We start from the raw sequence: 18319 nt of genomic DNA on the forward strand, positions 1-18319 counted from the left end.
ACACCGGCGGCGGACCCGGCGAGCGCACCGCCCGCACCGGCGGAGGCGGTGACCGGGCCGCCGGCGACGGCGCCGGAGGTGCCCCCGGTGTACGCGGGCACCACCAGCGGCGCTCCGGTCACCGGGCAGGGCACGACCACGCAGGCCAGCCCGAAGACGTCACGGACCAGGTCGGCGGTGAGGATCTCCCGGGGCGGTCCGGCGGCCACCACGGCACCGCCGCGCATCGCGACCAGGTGGTCGGCGTAGCGGGCGGCCTGGTTCAGGTCGTGCAGCACGGCGACCACGGTGCGGCCCCGCTCGGACCGCAGCCGGTGCAGGAGATCCAGCACCTCCACCTGGTGGGCCAGGTCGAGGAAGGTGGTCGGCTCGTCCAGCAGCAGGGCGTCGGTGTCCTGGGCGAGCGTCATGGCGATCCACACCCGCTGTCGCTGACCGCCGGAGAGGCTGTCCACCGGCCGGTCGGCCAGGTCGGTCACGTCGGCGAGGGCCATCGCCTGCTCCACCGCCGCGCCGTCCTCCGCCGACCACTGCCGCCACCACCGCTGGTAGGGCTGCCGGCCGCGGCCGACCAGGTCGGCCACCGTGACGCCCTCGGGCACCAGCGGGCTCTGCGGCAGCACGCCCAGGCGGCGGGCGACCTCCCGGGTCGGCAGCTCGCGGATCGCGGTGCCGTCCAGCAGCACCGTGCCCCGGCGCGGGGTGAGCAGCCGGGCCATCGTGCGCAACAGGGTGGACTTGCCGCACGCGTTGGGTCCGACGATCACGGTGAACGCGTCGGTCGGCAGGTCCAGGTCGAGCCCGTCGAGCACGGTCCGCTCGTCGTAGCCGGCGACCAGGTCGCGGGTGGAGAGCATCACACCACTCCTTCGGTGGTCACGACGACCGCCGCCGGCCGCGCAGCAGCAGGAAGATCAGGTACGGCCCACCGATCGCGGCGGTCAGCACACCGGCTGGCAGCTGGGTGGGTGCGAGCAGCCGGCGGCCGACCAGATCCGCCAGCACCAGCAGGAGCGCGCCGAGCAGCGCCGCGCAGACCAGTGGCGGTCGTTCGGCGCGTACCAGTCGACGGGCCACCTGCGGCGCGACCAGCGCCACGAAGTCGACGGCGCCGACCTGGGCGGTGACCATCGCGGCGACGAGCACGCCGGTCCCGGCGAGACCGATCCGACGGGCCACCGGGCGCAGCCCGACGCCCCGGGCGGTGTCGTCGTCGAGGGCGGTGCTGTTCAGCGCCCAGCCGGCCCAGGCCAGCACCGGCAGCAGCACCAGCAGGGTGCCGGCGATCCAGGCGGCCTCGGTCCACCCCTTGCCGGCCAGGGTGCCGATCAGCCAGATCTGCGCGCGCAGCCCGTCGATCGGGTCGGCGGTGAGCATGACCACCTCGGTGAGCGCCCGGAAGCCGAACGCGACCGCCACCCCGGCGAGCACGAACCGCTGCGCGGCCAGCCCGTGCCGGGCGCCGAGGGCGAACAGCAGCCCCGCCGCGAGCAGGCCACCCACCAGCGCGGTGGGTGCCACCAGCACCGCCGCCATTCCGCTGGTGAGGGCCACTGTCGCGGCGAGACCGGCGCCCTGGGTGATACCGATGACGTCCGGGCTGGCAAGGGGGTTGCGGGCCACGCTCTGGATCAGCGTGCCGGCCACGCCGAAGGCCGCGCCGGCCACCGCCGCCAGCACCACCCGGGGCAGCCGGAGGTCGAAGACCACCAGGTCGTACGGGGTGCCGGCGCCGGAGAGGGCGCGCAACACGTCGGCCGGGGCGACGTAGGGGGTGCCCAGCGAGAGGCTGAGCACGACGGCCAGCAGGAGCAGCACGGTCAGCACCGCGGCCACCAGCGTCGCCCGACGGCGGATCAGCAGGCTGACCGGGCCGATCCGCAGCAGCGACCGCCCCGGCAGCCGGGCGTCGCCGGCACCGGGCGGGACGGCGGACGCGGCGACCGACCGGCCCGTCGGACCACCCGAGGCGCAGGGGCGGGACGAGCCGGAGTGGTCTCGGGTGGCGGTCACGCGGTCACCACCCGGGCGCGGCGGACCAGCACGGCCAGCAGCGGCGCGCCGATCAGGGCGGTGACGATCCCGGCCGGGATCTCACCGGGCGGGGCGACGAGCCGACCGACGATGTCGGCGCCGAGCAGCAGCGCCGGGCCGAGCAGCGCGGAGACGGCGAGGGTCCACCGGTGGTCCGCGCCGACCAGGGCGCGGGCCAGGTGCGGCACGGCCAGCCCGACGAAGGCGACCGGTCCGGCCGCCGCCACCGCGGCCCCGGTGAGCAGCACCGCGGCGAGGCCACCACCGAGCCGGACCAGGCCGATCCGGTGGCCGAGACCACGGGCGACGTCGCGCCGAGGGCCAGCGCGTCCAGACCCCGGGCGACCAGGGCGGCCAGCAGCAGCCCGGCGAGAACGAACGGCAGCACCTGCGCGGCGACCGACAGGTCCCGGCCGGCCAGCCCACCGACCACCCAGAAGCGGTACTCCTCGAAGGTGCGGGCGTCGATGCTGAGCAGCGCGTACACCCCGGAGGCCAGGCTGGCGTCGAGCGCCGCGCCGACCAGCGCGAGGGTGACCGGGCTGGCGCCCTCGCGCGCCCGGGTGGCGATGGCGAAGACCAGCAGCCCGGCGGTGAACGCCCCGGCGATGCCGAACCAGACGTACCCGGCGAGTGTGCCGATGCCGAAGACGGAGATCGCGAGCACCACCCCGAACGACGCGCCGGCGCTGATGCCGAGGATGCGGGGCTCGGCGAGCGGGTTGCGGGTCAGTGCCTGGAACAGCACACCGGCCACGGCGAGGGCCAGCCCGACGATGAGGCCGAGCGCGGTGCGCGGCATCCGCAGCTCACGGACGATGACGCTGGCGTCGCCGCCGTCCGGGGCGACGAGGGCGTGCCAGACCTGGCCGACGTCGAGTTGCCGGCTGCCGAGCGCGAAGCTGGCCAGCACGGCGAGCAGCAGCACGAGCGCGGCCCCGACGGTGACGATCACCCGACGCCCGGTGCGGGTGCTGGCCCGACTCCGGGTCGGCCGGCTGACGAGGGTGGTCACGAAACTCCTGCACGATCGGGCTTAGGTTCGCCTAACCTTAGCCGACCTGCGGAAAGTGACCTAACTGGCGTCGGTCGATGCCGTTGCGGTGCCGTCCGACCCGGCCGGCGGGCCGCCGTCCCCGGCCTCCGCACCACCACCCGGCAGCACGCTCAGCGGCCGCATCATCTCGTTGTCCTCGTGCTCCAGCAGGTGGCAGTGCCAGGCGTAGCGGCCCGGCAGGTCGAAGCGCGCCTTGATCCGGGTCACCTCCCACGGGTACGCGAGCACCGTGTCCATCCAGCCGCGCTCCCCCGGGTCCGGCCGCACCCGGCCCGAGTGTCCGCGCCCGACCAGCTCGAACTGGACCTGGTGCAGGTGGACCGGGTGCACGTGGCGGGTGAAGTTGCGCACCTCCCACACCTCGGTCTCGCCGAGGGTGGGCTGCTCGGTCACCGGATCGCTCCAGCGCAACGGCAGACCCCGACCACGCTCGTCGAGGACGCCGAGCAGCATGACCGTCGACCCGTGGGAGCTCCGCTCGTTGAGCGACAACCGGCGTACCCGCTGGGTCGCGCCGAGCCGAGGGTGTGACGGCAGCCGTAGCTGCTCCGGTGGGACGCTCGGGTCCGCGCCGGTCGCCTCGGTGACCACGAACCGCAGCACCTGCCCGGTGGTCTGCGGGTCGGCGGGCGGGAAGTCCACGCCGGGCCGACCGCCGCCGTACATGCCGTCCGGCCCTTCGTTCACGAGGTACAGCTCGGTGCCGGCCGGAACGTCGGTGAAGTCGACGATCGCGTCGACCCGCTGGGCGGGGCCGATCGTCACCCGTTCGTGCGGCACCGGCTCCGGCAGGAAGCCGCCGTCGCTGCCGATCTGCCAGACCGGCAGCACCGGCCGGGCCGGCCGGGCGGTGGCGTTCGCGGCCACGCTGAGCATCAGGAACCGGCTGTTGCAGCCGTTGAGCAGCCGGAACCGGTAGCGGCGGCGCCGCACCGTCAGCGTGGGCCAGGTGCGGCCGTTGACCACCATGGTGGAGCCGGAGAACCCGGGCACCCACACCGGCGGCCCGTCGCCGCCGGCGGAGTACCGCTCCGGATAGCGAAGGTCGCCGTCGGCGGTGAAGCTGCGGTCCTGGATCAGCAGCGGAATGTCATGGTGTGACGCGTTCGGCGGATCGTCGCGGGCCGGCGCCGGGCCGGGCAGCACTTCGTCCGGCAGCTCGTCCCCGCCGCCGAGCAGGTAGAACCCGGCTGGCCCGGCGTAGACGTTCTCCCGGGTGAGCCCGAGCGCGTGGTCGTGGTACCAGAGGGTGCACGAGCGCTGGTCGTTCGCGTACTCGAAGGTGGCCGAGCCCGGCGTCCACCGCAGGCCGGACCGCTCGGCGAACCGGGACCGGAACTCGCGGTACGCGCTGCCGGAGACGGCGAAGTCCGGCGGCAGGTCGCGGGCCACCGGCAGGTACCACGCCTCGGAGTGCCCGTCGCTCTCCTGGGTGCTGTGCCCACCGTGCAGATGCACCACCTGGGGCACCGGCCCGCGATAGCCCTGCCGGCTGCCGTCCCACCGCCCATGACGGTCCCGGTGCTCGATGCCACCGGCCGGGTTGGCCCAGTGCAGGGTGGGATCCACCGGCAGCAGGTGCGGCAGGTAGTCGCCCCGACCGTCGACCAGCTGGTTGATCCAGGTCACCCGCACCGGCCGACCCACCCGGGCCATGATGGTGGGCGCCGGATAGCCGAAGCTGCCGGGATGGGCGGTGGAGCCGTAACCCCACACGGTGGTACGCGGCCACGCCGGCGGCAGGACCTGCTGGCGGAACTGTCGCACCGCAATCTCGTAGGTGTCCCGTTCGGCATCGGTCGCCACCGTCGGCATGGCCGGGGGAATCCGCAGCGCCGTGACGTACTTCGGGATGTCGCGGGCGTCCAGCGGCGCTGTCGCGGCGAGCGCCGCGCCCGAGGCCGCCCAGCCCGCCGGGATCACCGCCGCCGCGCCGCCGGTGGCACCGGCCGCGAGCAAGCCGACGTTCTGGTGACCATGCCGCACCTCCCAAATCGCCCCGCACCACCTCGATATGAGAATGGGATTCGCGGACGACCGCACGGCGGACAGCTGGCAGAAGACACCCAGAAGAGGGACAATCGCCACATAGGGTGTGGGCATGCGATTCGACCAGCACACGGTCGTCCTGCTGACCCGACCGTCGGATCCGCCGGAGCTGCCGCAGGACGCGATCGACCGGGTGCAGGACGCGCACCTGGCCCACCAGGCGGGTCTCGTGGAGCAGGGGCTGGTGCTCGCGACCGGGCCGTTCCTGCACCCCGACGACGAGCGGTTGCGCGGCTTCGTGGTGCTCTCCATCGCCCCGGACGAGGCGCGCACGCTCTACGCCAACGACCCGGCCGTGCGGGCCGGCCGGCTGACCGCCCACGTGACGAGTTGGCTGGTCCCGGAGGGCAACCTGCGGTTCGAGAGCGTGCCGGTGCCGCGATCGATGCTGGAGGCCGCCGCTGGGGACTGACGCGCCGTCCGGTCAGTCGGCCGTGCCGCCCTCCGCCGGCAGCCCCCCGAGCGGAAGCACCCACGCCCCGTCCACCGGGCGACGATCACCCGCAGCGCCGGGAAGTGGTCCCGCAGCACCTGTCGGCAGTCGCCGCACGGCGCGCTGATCCCACGGCCCCGGTCGGTCACCGTGACGATCGTCTCCAGCTCGGTGACGCCCTGCGTCGCGGCCGTTCCGATCACCACCAGCTCGGCGCAGGTGTCCCGAGTGGGGTGCTGGACGTTCACGCCGGTGAAGACCCGCCCGTCGGCGGTCCGGGCGGCCGACGCGACGGTGTGCCGGGGGCTGCGGCACCGCAGCTTGGCGACCGCGGTGGCGGCCTGCACCAACGCCCGGTCGGTGTCCCGCAGCTCCATTCCGTACCCCCCGGCGTTCGACGTCGGCCGCCCACTCTAGGTGCCCCGGTTGGGCGTCGACGAGCCGCCCGCTCGGTAACCCAGGGGCGGTGCGCCGCCGGGCTGCCTATCCTTGGGCACGACATGCAGAATCCAACCGCCTCCGTCGCCACCGATCCCGTTCGCGAGCTGCACCGCCGGCTCACCCCGCTGATGTTCCGCGACCAGCGCCGACTCCAACGGCGGCTGGACGGCGCCCGTAAGCTGCGCGATCCGCAGCGCCGGGAGGCGGCGCTCACCGAGATCACCGCCGACCTGGTCCGGGCCGAGCAACGGCTGGCCGCCCGCCAGGCGGCGGTGCCCGTGATCACGTACCCGGTGGGGTTGCCGGTCAGTGAGCGCAAGGACGACATCGCCGCCGCCATCCGCGACCACCAGGTGGTGATCGTGGCGGGCGAGACCGGCTCCGGCAAGACCACCCAGATCCCCAAGATCTGCCTGGAGCTGGGGCGTGGCGTGCACGGCCTGATCGGGCACACCCAGCCCCGGCGACTGGCCGCCCGGACGGTGGCCGACCGGATCGCCGACGAGCTGGGCACCGAGCTGGGCGACGTGGTCGGCTACAAGGTGCGCTTCACCGATCAGGTGAGCGAACGCAGCCTGGTGAAGCTGATGACCGACGGCATCCTGCTGGCCGAGTTGCAGACCGACCGGATGCTGCGCCAGTACGACACGCTGATCATCGACGAGGCGCACGAGCGCAGCCTCAACATCGACTTCATCCTCGGGTACCTGCGGGAGCTGCTGCCCCGCCGACCCGACCTCAAGGTGATCATCACCTCGGCGACCATCGAGACCGACCGGTTCGCCCGGCACTTCGCCGGGCCACCCACCGCCGACGAGCCCGAGGGCGTACCGGCGCCGGTGGTCGAGGTCTCGGGTCGCACCTACCCGGTGGAGGTGCGCTACCGGCCCCTCGTCGAGCTCGCCGAGGGCGAGGAGGACGGCGACGGTGACGAGGAGAACGTCCGCGACCAGATCCAGGCGATCGGCGACGCCGTCGAGGAGCTGGCCGCCGAGGGCCCCGGCGACATCCTGGTCTTCCTCAGCGGTGAGCGGGAGATCCGGGACACCGCCGACGCGCTGGGCAAGCTGGTGCAGAAGAAACGAACGCTGCTCGGCACCGAGATCCTGCCGCTGTACGCGCGGCTGTCCAGCGCCGAGCAGCACCGGGTCTTCGCCGCGCACACCGCCCGCCGGGTGGTGCTCGCCACCAACGTCGCGGAGACCTCGCTGACAGTGCCCGGGATCAAGTACGTGGTGGACCCCGGCACCGCCCGGATCTCCCGCTACTCCAGCCGACTCAAGGTGCAGCGGCTGCCGATCGAGCCGATCTCCCAGGCCTCGGCGAACCAGCGCAAGGGCCGCTGTGGCCGTACCTCGGACGGCATCTGCATCCGCCTCTACGACGAGCAGGACTTCCTCTCCCGCCCCGAGTTCACCGACCCGGAGATCCTGCGGACCAACCTGGCGTCGGTCATCCTCCAGATGACATCGATCGGGCTCGGCGACCTCGCCGCGTTCCCGTTCATCGACCCACCTGACAAGCGCAACATCACCGACGGCGTCAACCTGCTGCACGAGCTGGGCGCGTTGGACCCGACCGAGGCCGACCCGGCGAAGCGGCTCACCACGCTGGGCCGCCGGCTGGCCCAGTTGCCGGTCGACCCGCGGCTGGCCCGGATGGTGGTCGAGGGTGAACGCAACGGCTGCGCCACCGAGGTGCTGGTGATCGCCGCCGCGCTCTCCATCCAGGACCCGCGCGAGCGACCGGCGGAGAAGCAGGCCCAGGCCGACCAGGCGCACGCCCGGTTCGCCGACAAGGAATCCGACTTCGTCGCCTACCTCAACCTGTGGCGCTACCTGCGCGAGCAGCAGCGGGAGTTGTCGTCGAGCGCGTTCCGCCGGATGTGCAAGGCGGAGTACCTGAACTACCTGCGGATCCGCGAGTGGCAGGACATCGTCAGCCAACTGCGCCAGGTGCTGCGTACCCCGCAGGAGGGTGACCGGCGCGGTGGGCGGCCGGCCCGCGACACCTCGGCCGACGCGGACGCCGGCCGGGGCCGCCGGGGTGGCGCGGACCTGCCGGAGGAGATCGACACCCCGAAGGTGCACCAGTCGCTGCTGCCCGGCCTGCTGTCGCACATCGGCCTCAAGGACGCCCAGAAACACGAGTACCTGGGGGCGCGCGGCGCGAAGTTCGCGCTGTTCCCCGGGTCGGCGTTGTTCAAGAAGCCGCCGCGCTGGGTGATGGCCGCCGAGCTGGTGGAGACCTCCCGGCTGTGGGGTCGGATCGCCGGCCGGGTCGAGCCGGAGTGGGTCGAGCCGCTGGCGCAGCACCTGGTCAAGCGCAGCTACAGCGAGCCGCACTGGGAGAAGAAGCAGGCCGCGGTGATGGCCTACGAGAAGGTCACCCTGTACGGCGTTCCGCTGGTCAGCTCCCGCAAGGTCAACTTTGGGCGGATCGACCCGACGCTGAGCCGGGAGTTGTTCATCCGACACGCGCTCGTCGAGGGTGACTGGCAGACCCACCACCAGTTCTGGGCGGACAACAAGCGGCTGCTCGCCGAGATCGAGGAGCTGGAGAGCCGGGCCCGCCGCCGGGACATCCTGGTCGACGACGAGACCATCTTCGGCTTTTACGACCAGCGGATCCCCGCCGACGTGTCGTCCGGCCGGCACTTCGACAGCTGGTGGAAGAAGACCCGCCGCGAGCAACCCGACCTGCTCACCTTCACCCGCGACCTGCTGGTCAACGACGGCCGACCGGGGGTGGACGAGGACGACTACCCGGACGAGTGGCAGGCGGACGGGGTGCGCCTCCCGCTGACCTACCGGTTCGAGCCGGGCACGCCGGACGACGGCGTCACTGTGGACATCCCGTTGCCGCTGCTCAACCAGGTGCCGGCGGAGAGCTTCGACTGGCAGGTGCCGGGGCTGCGCGAGGAGACGGTGATCGCGCTGATCCGCTCGCTGCCCAAGGCGATCCGGCGCAACTTCGTCCCGGTGCCGGACTACGCCCGGGCCGCCCTCGCCGCGATCACCCCCGGCGAGGAGTCGTTGCTGGACGCGCTCACCCGGCAGCTGCGCCGGATGACCGGGGTGACGGTGCCCCGCGACGCCTGGGAGCCGGGCAAGCTGCCGGCGCACCTGCGGGTGACCTTCCGGGTCCTCGGCGACGACGAGAAGCCGGTCGCCGAGGGCAAGGACCTGCCGGCCCTGCAACGTCAGCTCCGCCAGGAGGTACGCCAGGTGGTGGCGGCCGCCGCGCCGGAGGTGGCCCGTACTGGGCTGCGGGAGTGGAGCGTCGGCACGCTGCCCCGGACCATCGAGCAGGTCCGGGCCGGTTACGCGGTGACCGCGTACCCGGCGCTGGTCGACGAGGGCGCCACGGTCGGGGTGAAGGTGTTCGACTCCCCCGCCGAGGCGGAGGCGGCGCACTGGGCCGGCACCCGCCGGCTGCTGCGCCTCACCGTGCCGTCCCCGGCGCGGTTCCTACAGGGGCGGCTGAGCAACGAGGCGAAACTGGCGCTGAGCCGTAATCCGCACGGCGGCGTGCAGGAGCTGATCGAGGACGCGGCGGGCGCGGCCATCGACCGGCTGATCGGCGACGCCGGTGGACCGGCCTGGGACGCCGACGGGTTCGCCGCCCTGCGCGACAAGGTCCGCGCCGACCTGGTCGACACAGTGGTCGAGGTGATGGACCGGGTCCGCCGGGTGCTCGCCGCCGCGTACGCCGTGGAGCAGCGGCTCGGCGCGACCCGCAACCTCGCCGTGGTGGCCGCGCTGGCCGACATCCGCAAGCAGCTCGCCGGGCTGGTGCACGCCGGCTTCATCACCGAGACCGGGTACGCCCGCCTGCCCGACCTGCTGCGCTACCTCACCGCCATCGAGCGTCGACTGGACCGCCTCGGCGGCAACCCGCAGCGCGACCGCCAGCAGCAGGACCGGATCGCGGTGGTGCAGAAGGAGTACGACGATCTGCTCGCCGCGCTGCCACCGGCCCGCCGGCAGGAGACGGCGGTCCGGCAGATCCGCTGGATGATCGAGGAGTTGCGGGTGAACGTGTTCGCCCAGGCGTTGGGCACCCCGTACCCGGTCTCCGAGCAGCGGATCTACCGGGCGATGGACGACGCCGAGGGCCGCTGAGGCTCGGTCAGGTCAGCGGCTCCACGCCGGGTGGCAGTTCGCGCAGGTCGATCGCCGACTGGATGTAGTCGAGCAGGATGCGCCGCAGCTCCCGCCCGGCGTGGGTGGGCACCACGTCGCGCCGGCGGGCCACCGCGATGGTCCGGCGTACCCCGGGCGGGGCGAGCGGGGTGATCCGCACGCCCGGCCGGCGAGCCAGCACGATGCCCGGCACCAGCGCGATGCCGAGCCCCGCCTCGACGAAGCTGAGCACGGCGTCCATCTCGCCGCCGTCCACCGCGAAGGTCGGTTCGAAGCCCGCCTCCCGACACGCCTGGATGGTGGCGTCCCGCAGGTCGTAGCCCTCCCGGAACATCACCATCGGTTGGTCGCGCAGGTCGGTGATGCGCAGTTCCCTGGTCGTCGACGCCGTCGGCACCTCGTCCACCGAGGCCACCACCAGGCTCTCCCGCAGGATCGGGTCGACCCGCAACCCCGGGTCGGCCCCCTGCGCCGGCATGATGATCAGGGCCAGGTCGAGGTCACCCCGGAGCAGGTCACGCACCAGGTCCTGGGAGCCGCCCTCCTCGACCCGCAGGTCGATGGTCGGGTGCGCGTCGCGGAACCGGCGCAGCACCGGCGGGGCGAGCGAGGTGGCCAGACTCGGGGTGGCCCCGAGCCGGACCCGGCCCCGGCGCAACCCGACCAACTCCTGGACCTCCCGGGTCGCGGTCTCCACGTCGGCGAGGATCCGGGTGGCCAACGGCAGCAGCACCTCGCCCGCCGCGGTGAGCGCGATGTTGCCCCTTACCCGTTCGAAGAGGGGCGCGCCGAGGTCGGCCTCCAGAGCGTGAATTTGCTTACTGAGCGAGGGCTGGGTGATGCCCACGACGTCGGCGGCTTGGGTGAAATGTCGTACTTCGGCCACCGCCACGAAGTACCGGAGCTGATGGAGCTGCATCTAAATAGCTTACGGCTATCAACACTGCGAGTTTGATGCATTGGACGACTGATCGAAGTCCTCCTAGCGTCGGTCCTGTGGTAATCACGAAAACTCGGTCGCCCATCCGCTCGAACGTCGGCCTCAAGGCCGTCATGGCGGTGACGGGCATCCTGCTGGCGCTGTTCCTGATCGCCCACATGCTCGGGAACCTCAAGGTGTTCACGGGGGAAACCTCGTTCGACCACTACGCGCACTGGCTGCGCGACATCGGCAAGCCGCTGCTGCCCGGCGTCTGGTTCCTCTGGATCCTGCGCGCCGTGCTGGTGGTCGCGGTCGTCGCCCACATCGTGTCGGCCACCGTGCTGGCCCGGCGTGCCCGGGCCGCCCGCCCGGTCAGGTACGCCCACCGCAAGAAGATCAACGGCAGCTACGCGGCCCGCACGATGCGCTGGGGTGGAGTGATCATCCTGCTCTTCGTGATCTACCACCTCCTGGACCTGACCACCGGCACGCTCAACCCGGTCGGCAACGAGAGCAAGCCCTACGGCAACGTCGTCGCCGACTTCGCGCCGGAACGCTGGTACGTCACGCTCTTCTACACGCTCGCCATCGTCACGGTGGGCTTCCACCTGCGCCACGGCGCGTTCAGCGCGTTCCGCAGCCTCGGCCAGCAGACGCCGCGCGGCGAGCGCACGGCACGCACGGCGGCGCTGATCTTCGCCGTGCTGCTCTGCGCCGGGTACCTGGTGGTCCCGTTCGCCGTACTCACCGGATTGGTGTCCTGACATGGAACTCTTCACCGAGGGCGACCCGATCGCCGACACCAAGGCTCCCGCCGGCCCGGTCGAGAAGCGTTGGGAGACCCGGCGTTTCGAGGCCAAGCTGGTCAACCCCGCCAACCGCCGCAAGCTGACGGTGATCGTGGTCGGCACCGGCCTGGCCGGCGGCTCGGCCGCGGCGACGCTGGCCGAGCAGGGCTACCACGTCAAGTCCTACTGCTACCAGGACAGCCCGCGCCGGGCGCACTCGATCGCCGCGCAGGGCGGCATCAACGCCGCGAAGAACTACCGCAACGACGGCGACTCCGTGCACAGGCTCTTCTACGACACCGTCAAGGGCGGTGACTTCCGCTCCCGCGAGTCGAACGTGCACCGGCTGGCCGAGGTCTCGGTCAACATCATCGACCAGTGCGTCGCCCAGGGTGTGCCGTTCGCCCGCGAGTACGGCGGTCTGCTGGACACCCGCTCCTTCGGTGGCGCCCAGGTACAGCGCACCTTCTACGCCCGGGGCCAGACGGGCCAGCAGCTGCTGCTCGGCGCGTACCAGGCGCTGGAGCGGCAGATCGGCCTGGGCAACGTGGAGATGAACGCCCGGCACGAGATGCTCGAACTGGTCGTCATCGACGGCAAGGCCCGGGGCATCGTCGTCCGGGACCTGGTCACCGGTGAGATCAGCACCGAGATGGCCGACGCCGTGGTGCTCGCCTCCGGCGGTTACGGCAACGTCTTCTACCTCTCCACCAACGCCAAGGGCTGCAACGTCACCGCCACCTGGCGGGCGCACCGCAAGGGCGCGTACTTCGCCAACCCCTGCTACACGCAGATCCACCCGACCTGCATCCCGGTCTCCGGCGACCACCAGTCGAAGCTGACCCTGATGAGCGAGTCGCTGCGCAACGACGGCCGGGTCTGGGTGCCGAAGACCAAGGGCGACGACCGCAGCCCGAAGGACATCGGAGAGGACGAGCGGGACTACTACCTGGAGCGGATCTACCCCTCCTTCGGCAACCTGGTGCCCCGGGACATCGCCTCCCGCGCCGCCAAGAACGTGTGCGACGAGGGCCGGGGCGTCGGGCCCACCAAGCTCGGCGTCTACCTCGACTTCGCCGACGCGATCGACCGGCTGGGCCGCAAGGCCATCGAGGCCAAGTACGGCAACCTCTTCGAGATGTACGAGCGGATCACCGGCGAGGACCCGTACGAGGTGCCGATGCGGATCTACCCCGCCGTGCACTACACGATGGGCGGCCTGTGGGTCGACTACGACCTCCAGTCGACCATCCCCGGCCTGTTCGTGATCGGCGAGGCGAACTTCTCCGACCACGGCGCCAACCGCCTCGGCGCCTCGGCGCTGATGCAGGGCCTCGCCGACGGTTACTTCGTGCTGCCCACCACCATCGCCAACTACCTGGCCTCCGGCCCGCTCGACACTGTCGACGCCAGCCACCCGGCGGCGGTCGAGGCCCGTACCGACGTCGAGGACCGCATCCAGCGGCTGCTCGCCGTCAACGGCGACCGGACCGTGGACTCGTTCCACCGGGAACTGGGCCAGATCATGTGGGAACACTGCGGCATGGAGCGCAGCGAGGCCGGGCTGCGTAAGGCGATCGGCGAGATCCGCGACCTGCGCGAGCAGTTCTGGCAGCGGGTCAAGGTGTCCGGCACCGGCGAGGAGCTCAACCAGTCGCTGGAGAAGGCCGGCCGGGTGGCCGACTTCTTCGAGCTGGCCGAGCTGATGTGCATCGACGCCCTGCACCGCGAGGAGTCCTGCGGCGGCCACTTCCGGGCCGAGCACCAGACCCCCGACGGTGAGGCGCAGCGCGACGACGACCGGTTCGCGTACGTGGCGGCCTGGGAGTTCACCGCCACCGGTGAGCCGTCGGTGCTGCACAAGGAAGACCTGAAGTTCGAATACGTCCACCCCACGCAGCGGAGCTACAAGTGAACCTGACCCTGCGCATCTGGCGCCAGAAGGGCCCTGAGGACAAGGGTCGGATGGTGACCTACCCGGTCGACGACGTGTCCCCGGACATGTCGTTCCTGGAGATGCTCGACGTGCTCAACGAACGGCTGATCCTCGCCGGCGAGGACCCGGTGGCGTTCGACCACGACTGCCGCGAGGGCATCTGCGGCATGTGCGGCCTGATGATCAACGGTGACGCGCACGGTCCGCAGCGCGGCACCACGGCCTGCCAGCTGCACATGCGGCAGTTCACTGACGGCGAGACGATCGACATCGAGCCGTGGCGGGCCAGTGCCTTCCCGGTCGTCAAGGACCTGGTGGTCAACCGGAGCGCCTTTGACAAGATCATCGCGGCGGGCGGTTACATCACCGCGCCGACCGGCAGTGCCCCGGAGGCCCACTCCACCCCGGTGGCCAAGGCCAACGCGGACGCCGCCTTCGAGTCGGCGGCCTGCATCGGCTGCGGCGCCTGCGTGGCGGCCTGCCCGAACGGCTCGGGCATGCTCTTCACCGCCGCCAAGCTCACCCAGCTCTCGCTCCTGCCGCAGGGTCAGCCGGAGCGCTACACCCGGGTGATCGGCATGGTCGACGCGCACGACGAGGCCGGCTTCGGCGGCTGCACCAACGCCGGCGAGTGCACCCCGGCCTGCCCCAAGGGCATCCCGCTGAACACCATCGGTCGCCTCAACCGCGACTACCTGGCGGCCACCGCCAAGGGAGCCGGCAACACCCCGGGTTCCTGAGGTCCACCGCACCACGCCAGACCGCCGTACCCCGCGCTCTCCTTGGGGTACGGCGGTCTGGCGTTTCGCATGATCCACTCGGGATCCGGGAAGTCGGCCTGTCGCCGGGCCTCGGATACCGCGACTTCAAGGAACGCGAGTGGATCATTTCGATCGTGGGGATCAAGCCTGCCCGAACGCCGGAGACAGGTGGCCGGTTCAAGTGCCCGCGCCCGGGTAGCAGTCTGTCGAGACGGACGGCGAGAGGGGACGACGGACATGAAGGCACTGACCTGGCAGGGCAAGCGCGACGTACGGGTCGAGGAGGTCCCGGATCCCCGGATCGAGGAGCCGACCGACGCCATCGTGAAGATCACCTCGACCGCGATCTGCGGCTCGGACCTGCACCTGTACGAGGTGCTCGGGCCGTACCTGAAGCCGGGTGACGTGCTGGGTCACGAGCCGATGGGCATCGTCGAGGAGGTCGGGTCGGAGGTGACCGGGCTGAAGCCGGGCGACCGGGTCGTGGTGCCGTTCAACATCGCCTGCGGTCGTTGCTGGATGTGCGAGCGCCAGCTCTACGCGCAGTGTGAGACCACCCAGGTCACCGCCGAGGGCAAGGGCGCGGCGCTGTTCGGCTACACCTCGCTCTACGGTTCGGTGCCCGGCGGGCAGGCCGAGTACCTGCGCGTGCCACAGGCCCAGTTCGGGCCGATCAAGGTTCCGGAGACCGGCGCGGACGAGCGCTACCTCTACCTGTCCGACATCCTGCCCACCGCCTGGCAGGCGGTGAAGTACGCCGACACCCCGCCGGGCGGCACCCTGGCCGTCTTCGGGTTGGGCCCGGTCGGGCAGTTCTGCGCGCGGATCGGCCGCCACCTCGGCGCGGGCCGGGTGATCGGGCTGGACCTGGTGCCCGAGCGGCTGGAGCTGGCCCGCCGGCACGGCATCGAGGTGCTCGACGTCCGCGAGCTGTCCGACGTGCCGGGGGCGTTGATCGACCTGGTCGACGGGCGCGGTCCGGACGCGGTGATCGACGCGGTCGGGATGGAGGCGCACGGTTCCCCGGCCGGCAAGCTGGCCCACGCCGCCGTCGGGCTGCTGCCGGACAAGCTGGCCCAGACGATGACCGACCGGGTCGGCATGGACCGACTGTCCGTGCTGCACGCCGCGGTCAAGGCGGTCCGCCGCGGCGGCACCGTGTCGATCTCCGGGGTGTACGGCGGTGAGGCCGACCCGATGCCGTTGATGGAGATGTTCGACAGGGGTGTTCAGCTGCGGATGGGTCAGTGTCACGTGCGGCGGTGGACCGACGAGATCCTGCCGTTGCTCGCCGGCGACGACGACCCGCTTGGCGTGCAGGACCTGCGTACCCACCGGTTGCCGCTGGCCCGCGCGCCGCAGGGGTACGAGATGTTCCAGAAGAAGGAGGACGGCTGCATCAAGGTCGTGCTCGAACCGTGAGCCGGGTGGTGGTGGTCGTCGGCGCGACGAGCGGGATCGGCCGGGCGACGGCCCGGGCGTTCGCCGAGCGCGGCGACCACCTCGTCCTCGCCGCCCGCGCCACCGACACCCTGACCGAGGTACGCGCGGAGTGCGCCGACGCCGAGGTGCTGACCGTGCCCACCGACATCAACGAGCCGGCGGCGCTGGAAGCGCTCGCCGGCGCGGCGGTCGACCGGTTCGGCCGGGTCGACGTGTGGGTGCACACGGCGGCGGTGATGGTCTACGGGCGCTTCGACGAGGTGCCCGCACCGGTCTTCGACCAGGTGGTGCGGACGGACCTGCTCGGCGCGGCCAGCTCGGTGCGGGTGGCGCTGCGACACTTCCGGGCCGCCGGGGCCGGCACGGTCGTCCTCACCGGTTCGGTGCTCGGGCACATCAGCGCGCCGTACCTGAGCGCGTACGTGGCCAGCAAGTGGGGCTTGCAGGGGTTGGCCCGGGCGGTGCAGCAGGAGCTGCGCGACAGCCCCCGGATTCGGTTGTGCCTGGTCAATCCCGGCAGTGTGGACACTCCCGTGTACCAGCAGGCGGCCAACTATTTCGGTCGGATCGGTCGACCACCACCGCCGATCAGCAGGCCGGAGCGGGTGGCCCGGGCCATCGTGGACTGCGTGGACCGGCCCCGCCGCGAAGTGTCGGTGGGCCGGCTCAACGTGGTGCTGCGGGCCGGCTTCACCGTGCTGCCGGGGGTCTACGACGTACTCGTCGGGCCGTTGATGCGGTTGGCCGGCCTGAGCGGGCAGCCGGTCGCGGCGCACGACGGCTCGGTCTTCGCCCCGAACCCGACCGGCGAGGCGGTGCGCGGCGGTCACCTGCCCGACCTGCGGCAACTCGTGTCCGGGTCGGCCGGCGCGATCAACGCCGCACTGCGCCGACGGTTCGGCTGAGCTGTTCGGGACTGTTCGGGACTGTTCGGGGGGGCATCGTGGATCGATCAATTCGCCTACGTTGGTGGACCAGTAGGCGCTTTGGCGCACCACGATGGGAGAGACGACCGACCATGCGACTGAACCGCAGAACGGCACTCGGGTTGGGCACGATGGCCACCGCCGGCACGGTGCTGGGCGCCGCCGCCCCGGCCAGCGCCGCCGAGACCACCGAACCCACGCCGACCACCCCCGCCCGCGCCGCCCGTCGGGTCGCCTCGGTCTTCGCCAAGCACAGCACCGAGGCCGGTGGCAACTGGCAGGCGTACGTCAGTGTGGCCGACCCCGAAGGCCGCCGGTGGTCGCGGTGACGGCGGACGCGGACCGGCGGATCGAGGCGTACAGCGTCAACAAGATCGCGGTTGCCACGGCGGTGCTCGACAAGGTCGACCGGGGGCTGCTCACCCTGGACCAGCGGGTCGAGGTAACCGAGGCGATCGTGGTGCCGGGTGGTGACGGCATCTTCAGCCTGGACGGCGCGTACCCGAGCACGGTGACCCTCGGGCACGTGCTGGTCAACCTGCTGACCGTCTCCGACGACACAGCGGTGCGGCTGTGCGGGCTGGTCGCCCCGGCCGCCGAGATCAATTCCATTCTGGTCGCCAAGGGGTTCCCGAACACCCAGGTTCAGCCGGTGGCCAACCCGAACCGGTTCTTCCTCGGCACCAGCACCCCCCGGGAGACACACGACCTGCTGCGCGCCCTGGTCGGCGGCACGCTGCTCTCCCCCGCCTCGACCAGCTACCTGCTGGGCATCCTGCGGTCCCCGGTGGCGTTCACCGACGGCATCCGGCGCACGATGTCCTCGGACGAGCGGGCCCGGATCGCCACCAAGGCCGGTTGGTACGCGGACGCCCGGCACGAGGCCGGGGTGATCTTCGACCGCTCCGGCGCGGCGGTGCTCACCTACGCGCTCTTCGCCGACGGGCAGGCCAACCCGGAGGACTTCGGCGCCACCCACCCGGCGGTGCAGGCGCGGGCGGCGATGGGCCCCCGGTTCCTGGCGGCGGTGGACCGGATCGCGGGCGTGGGCACGACGTACCGGAGCAGCGCCCGGCGCCCCAGCAACGGCGGCTGACCACGGTTCCGGGTCGGTCACCGGCGGGCGGTGACGACCGGCGTGGCGACCGCCGGGGCACGGGTCGGCCCAAGTGGCTACCGTGTAGGGCGGACACGTCGGAGGGACGGCAATGGCACGAGCGCAGAGCACGGACGTCGAACGGTCGCTCGCGCGACGGATGCGCGGCGCGGCGGGCCTGGCCGCGCTGACCGGCGTGGCGACCGCCGGGGCACGGGTCGGCCCAAGTGGCTACCGTGTAGGGCGGACACGTCGGAGGGACGGCAATGGCACGAGCGCAGAGCACGG

13 protein-coding genes and 2 pseudogenes are annotated in these 18319 nt (G+C 72.1%); 9 read left to right on the top strand and 6 right to left on the bottom strand.

Translation table 11 applies throughout. The annotated features are described in order from the left end of the window. The 4 genes and pseudogenes from JM949_RS22005 to JM949_RS22020 all read right to left on the bottom strand — a co-directional run. Window positions 1-857: ABC transporter ATP-binding protein (locus tag JM949_RS22005; RefSeq protein WP_238433650.1), on the bottom strand; the 857-nt coding region annotated here is incomplete at its 3' end. A 19-nt stretch (window positions 858-876) separates the two neighbouring features. Next, window positions 877-2013, bottom strand: a complete 1137-nt coding sequence (locus JM949_RS22010) for a FecCD family ABC transporter permease (protein WP_309232269.1) — start codon at window positions 2011-2013, stop codon at window positions 877-879. Further along, window positions 2010-3049: pseudogene (locus JM949_RS22015) on the bottom strand (FecCD family ABC transporter permease). Before JM949_RS22015 ends, JM949_RS22010 begins: the two are co-directional and overlap by 4 nt. A gap of 60 nt (window positions 3050-3109) precedes the next feature. Continuing rightward, entirely contained in the window at window positions 3110-5077 is a 1968-nt protein-coding gene (locus JM949_RS22020) for a multicopper oxidase family protein (RefSeq protein ID WP_309232270.1), read from the bottom strand. 115 nt (window positions 5078-5192) lie between these two features. On the opposite strand from JM949_RS22020, the gene JM949_RS22025 reads away from it, so the two are divergent. After that, window positions 5193-5552: a YciI family protein gene (locus JM949_RS22025; RefSeq protein ID WP_203150258.1), complete on the top strand. Its 360-nt coding sequence runs from the start codon at window positions 5193-5195 to the stop codon at window positions 5550-5552. A 170-nt stretch (window positions 5553-5722) separates the two neighbouring features. Here the strand turns inward: JM949_RS22025 and JM949_RS22030 are convergent. Continuing rightward, a pseudogene (locus tag JM949_RS22030) lies at window positions 5723-5950 on the bottom strand (cytidine deaminase); the annotation flags it as partial. Between the two features lie 123 nt (window positions 5951-6073). Between JM949_RS22030 and hrpA the strand changes: the two are divergent. Beyond that, window positions 6074-10138, top strand: a complete 4065-nt coding sequence (gene hrpA / locus JM949_RS22035) for an ATP-dependent RNA helicase HrpA (RefSeq protein ID WP_203150259.1) — start codon at window positions 6074-6076, stop codon at window positions 10136-10138. A 7-nt stretch (window positions 10139-10145) separates the two neighbouring features. Here hrpA and JM949_RS22040 read toward each other — a convergent pair whose 3' ends face one another. Then, entirely contained in the window at window positions 10146-11078 is a 933-nt protein-coding gene (locus tag JM949_RS22040; protein ID WP_203150260.1) for a LysR family transcriptional regulator, read from the bottom strand. Between the two features lie 35 nt (window positions 11079-11113). Between JM949_RS22040 and JM949_RS22045 the strand changes: the two genes are divergently transcribed. From JM949_RS22045 to JM949_RS22070, 7 genes are all read left to right on the top strand, one after another. After that, complete coding sequence (locus JM949_RS22045; RefSeq protein ID WP_203150261.1) at window positions 11114-11845, top strand: succinate dehydrogenase cytochrome b subunit; 732 nt, start codon at window positions 11114-11116, stop codon at window positions 11843-11845. Between the two features lies 1 nt (window position 11846). Further along, window positions 11847-13784, top strand: coding sequence for a fumarate reductase/succinate dehydrogenase flavoprotein subunit (locus tag JM949_RS22050; protein ID WP_203150262.1), 1938 nt, complete (start codon window positions 11847-11849; stop codon window positions 13782-13784). Next, window positions 13781-14545, top strand: coding sequence for a succinate dehydrogenase/fumarate reductase iron-sulfur subunit (locus tag JM949_RS22055; protein WP_203150263.1), 765 nt, complete (start codon window positions 13781-13783; stop codon window positions 14543-14545). The genes JM949_RS22050 and JM949_RS22055 overlap by 4 nt, the downstream gene beginning before the upstream one ends. Window positions 14546-14803: 258 nt before the next feature. Further along, entirely contained in the window at window positions 14804-15988 is a 1185-nt protein-coding gene (locus JM949_RS22060; protein ID WP_203150264.1) for a zinc-dependent alcohol dehydrogenase, read from the top strand. Beyond that, window positions 15985-16914: an SDR family NAD(P)-dependent oxidoreductase gene (locus JM949_RS22065; RefSeq protein ID WP_203150265.1), complete on the top strand. Its 930-nt coding sequence runs from the start codon at window positions 15985-15987 to the stop codon at window positions 16912-16914. Before JM949_RS22060 ends, JM949_RS22065 begins: the two co-directional genes overlap by 4 nt. 113 nt (window positions 16915-17027) lie before the next feature. Next, window positions 17028-17264, top strand: a complete 237-nt coding sequence (locus JM949_RS37530) for a hypothetical protein (RefSeq protein ID WP_238433657.1) — start codon at window positions 17028-17030, stop codon at window positions 17262-17264. Beyond that, the gene (locus JM949_RS22070) at window positions 17261-18031 is read left to right on the top strand and encodes a serine hydrolase (RefSeq protein WP_309232271.1); all 771 of its coding nucleotides are present in this window, start codon (window positions 17261-17263) and stop codon (window positions 18029-18031) included. Before JM949_RS37530 ends, JM949_RS22070 begins: the two co-directional genes overlap by 4 nt. Window positions 18032-18319 lie beyond the last annotated feature (288 nt).

It is taken from the genome of Micromonospora tarensis (assembly GCF_016803395.1).
GTDB lineage: Bacteria > Actinomycetota > Actinomycetes > Mycobacteriales > Micromonosporaceae > Micromonospora > Micromonospora tarensis.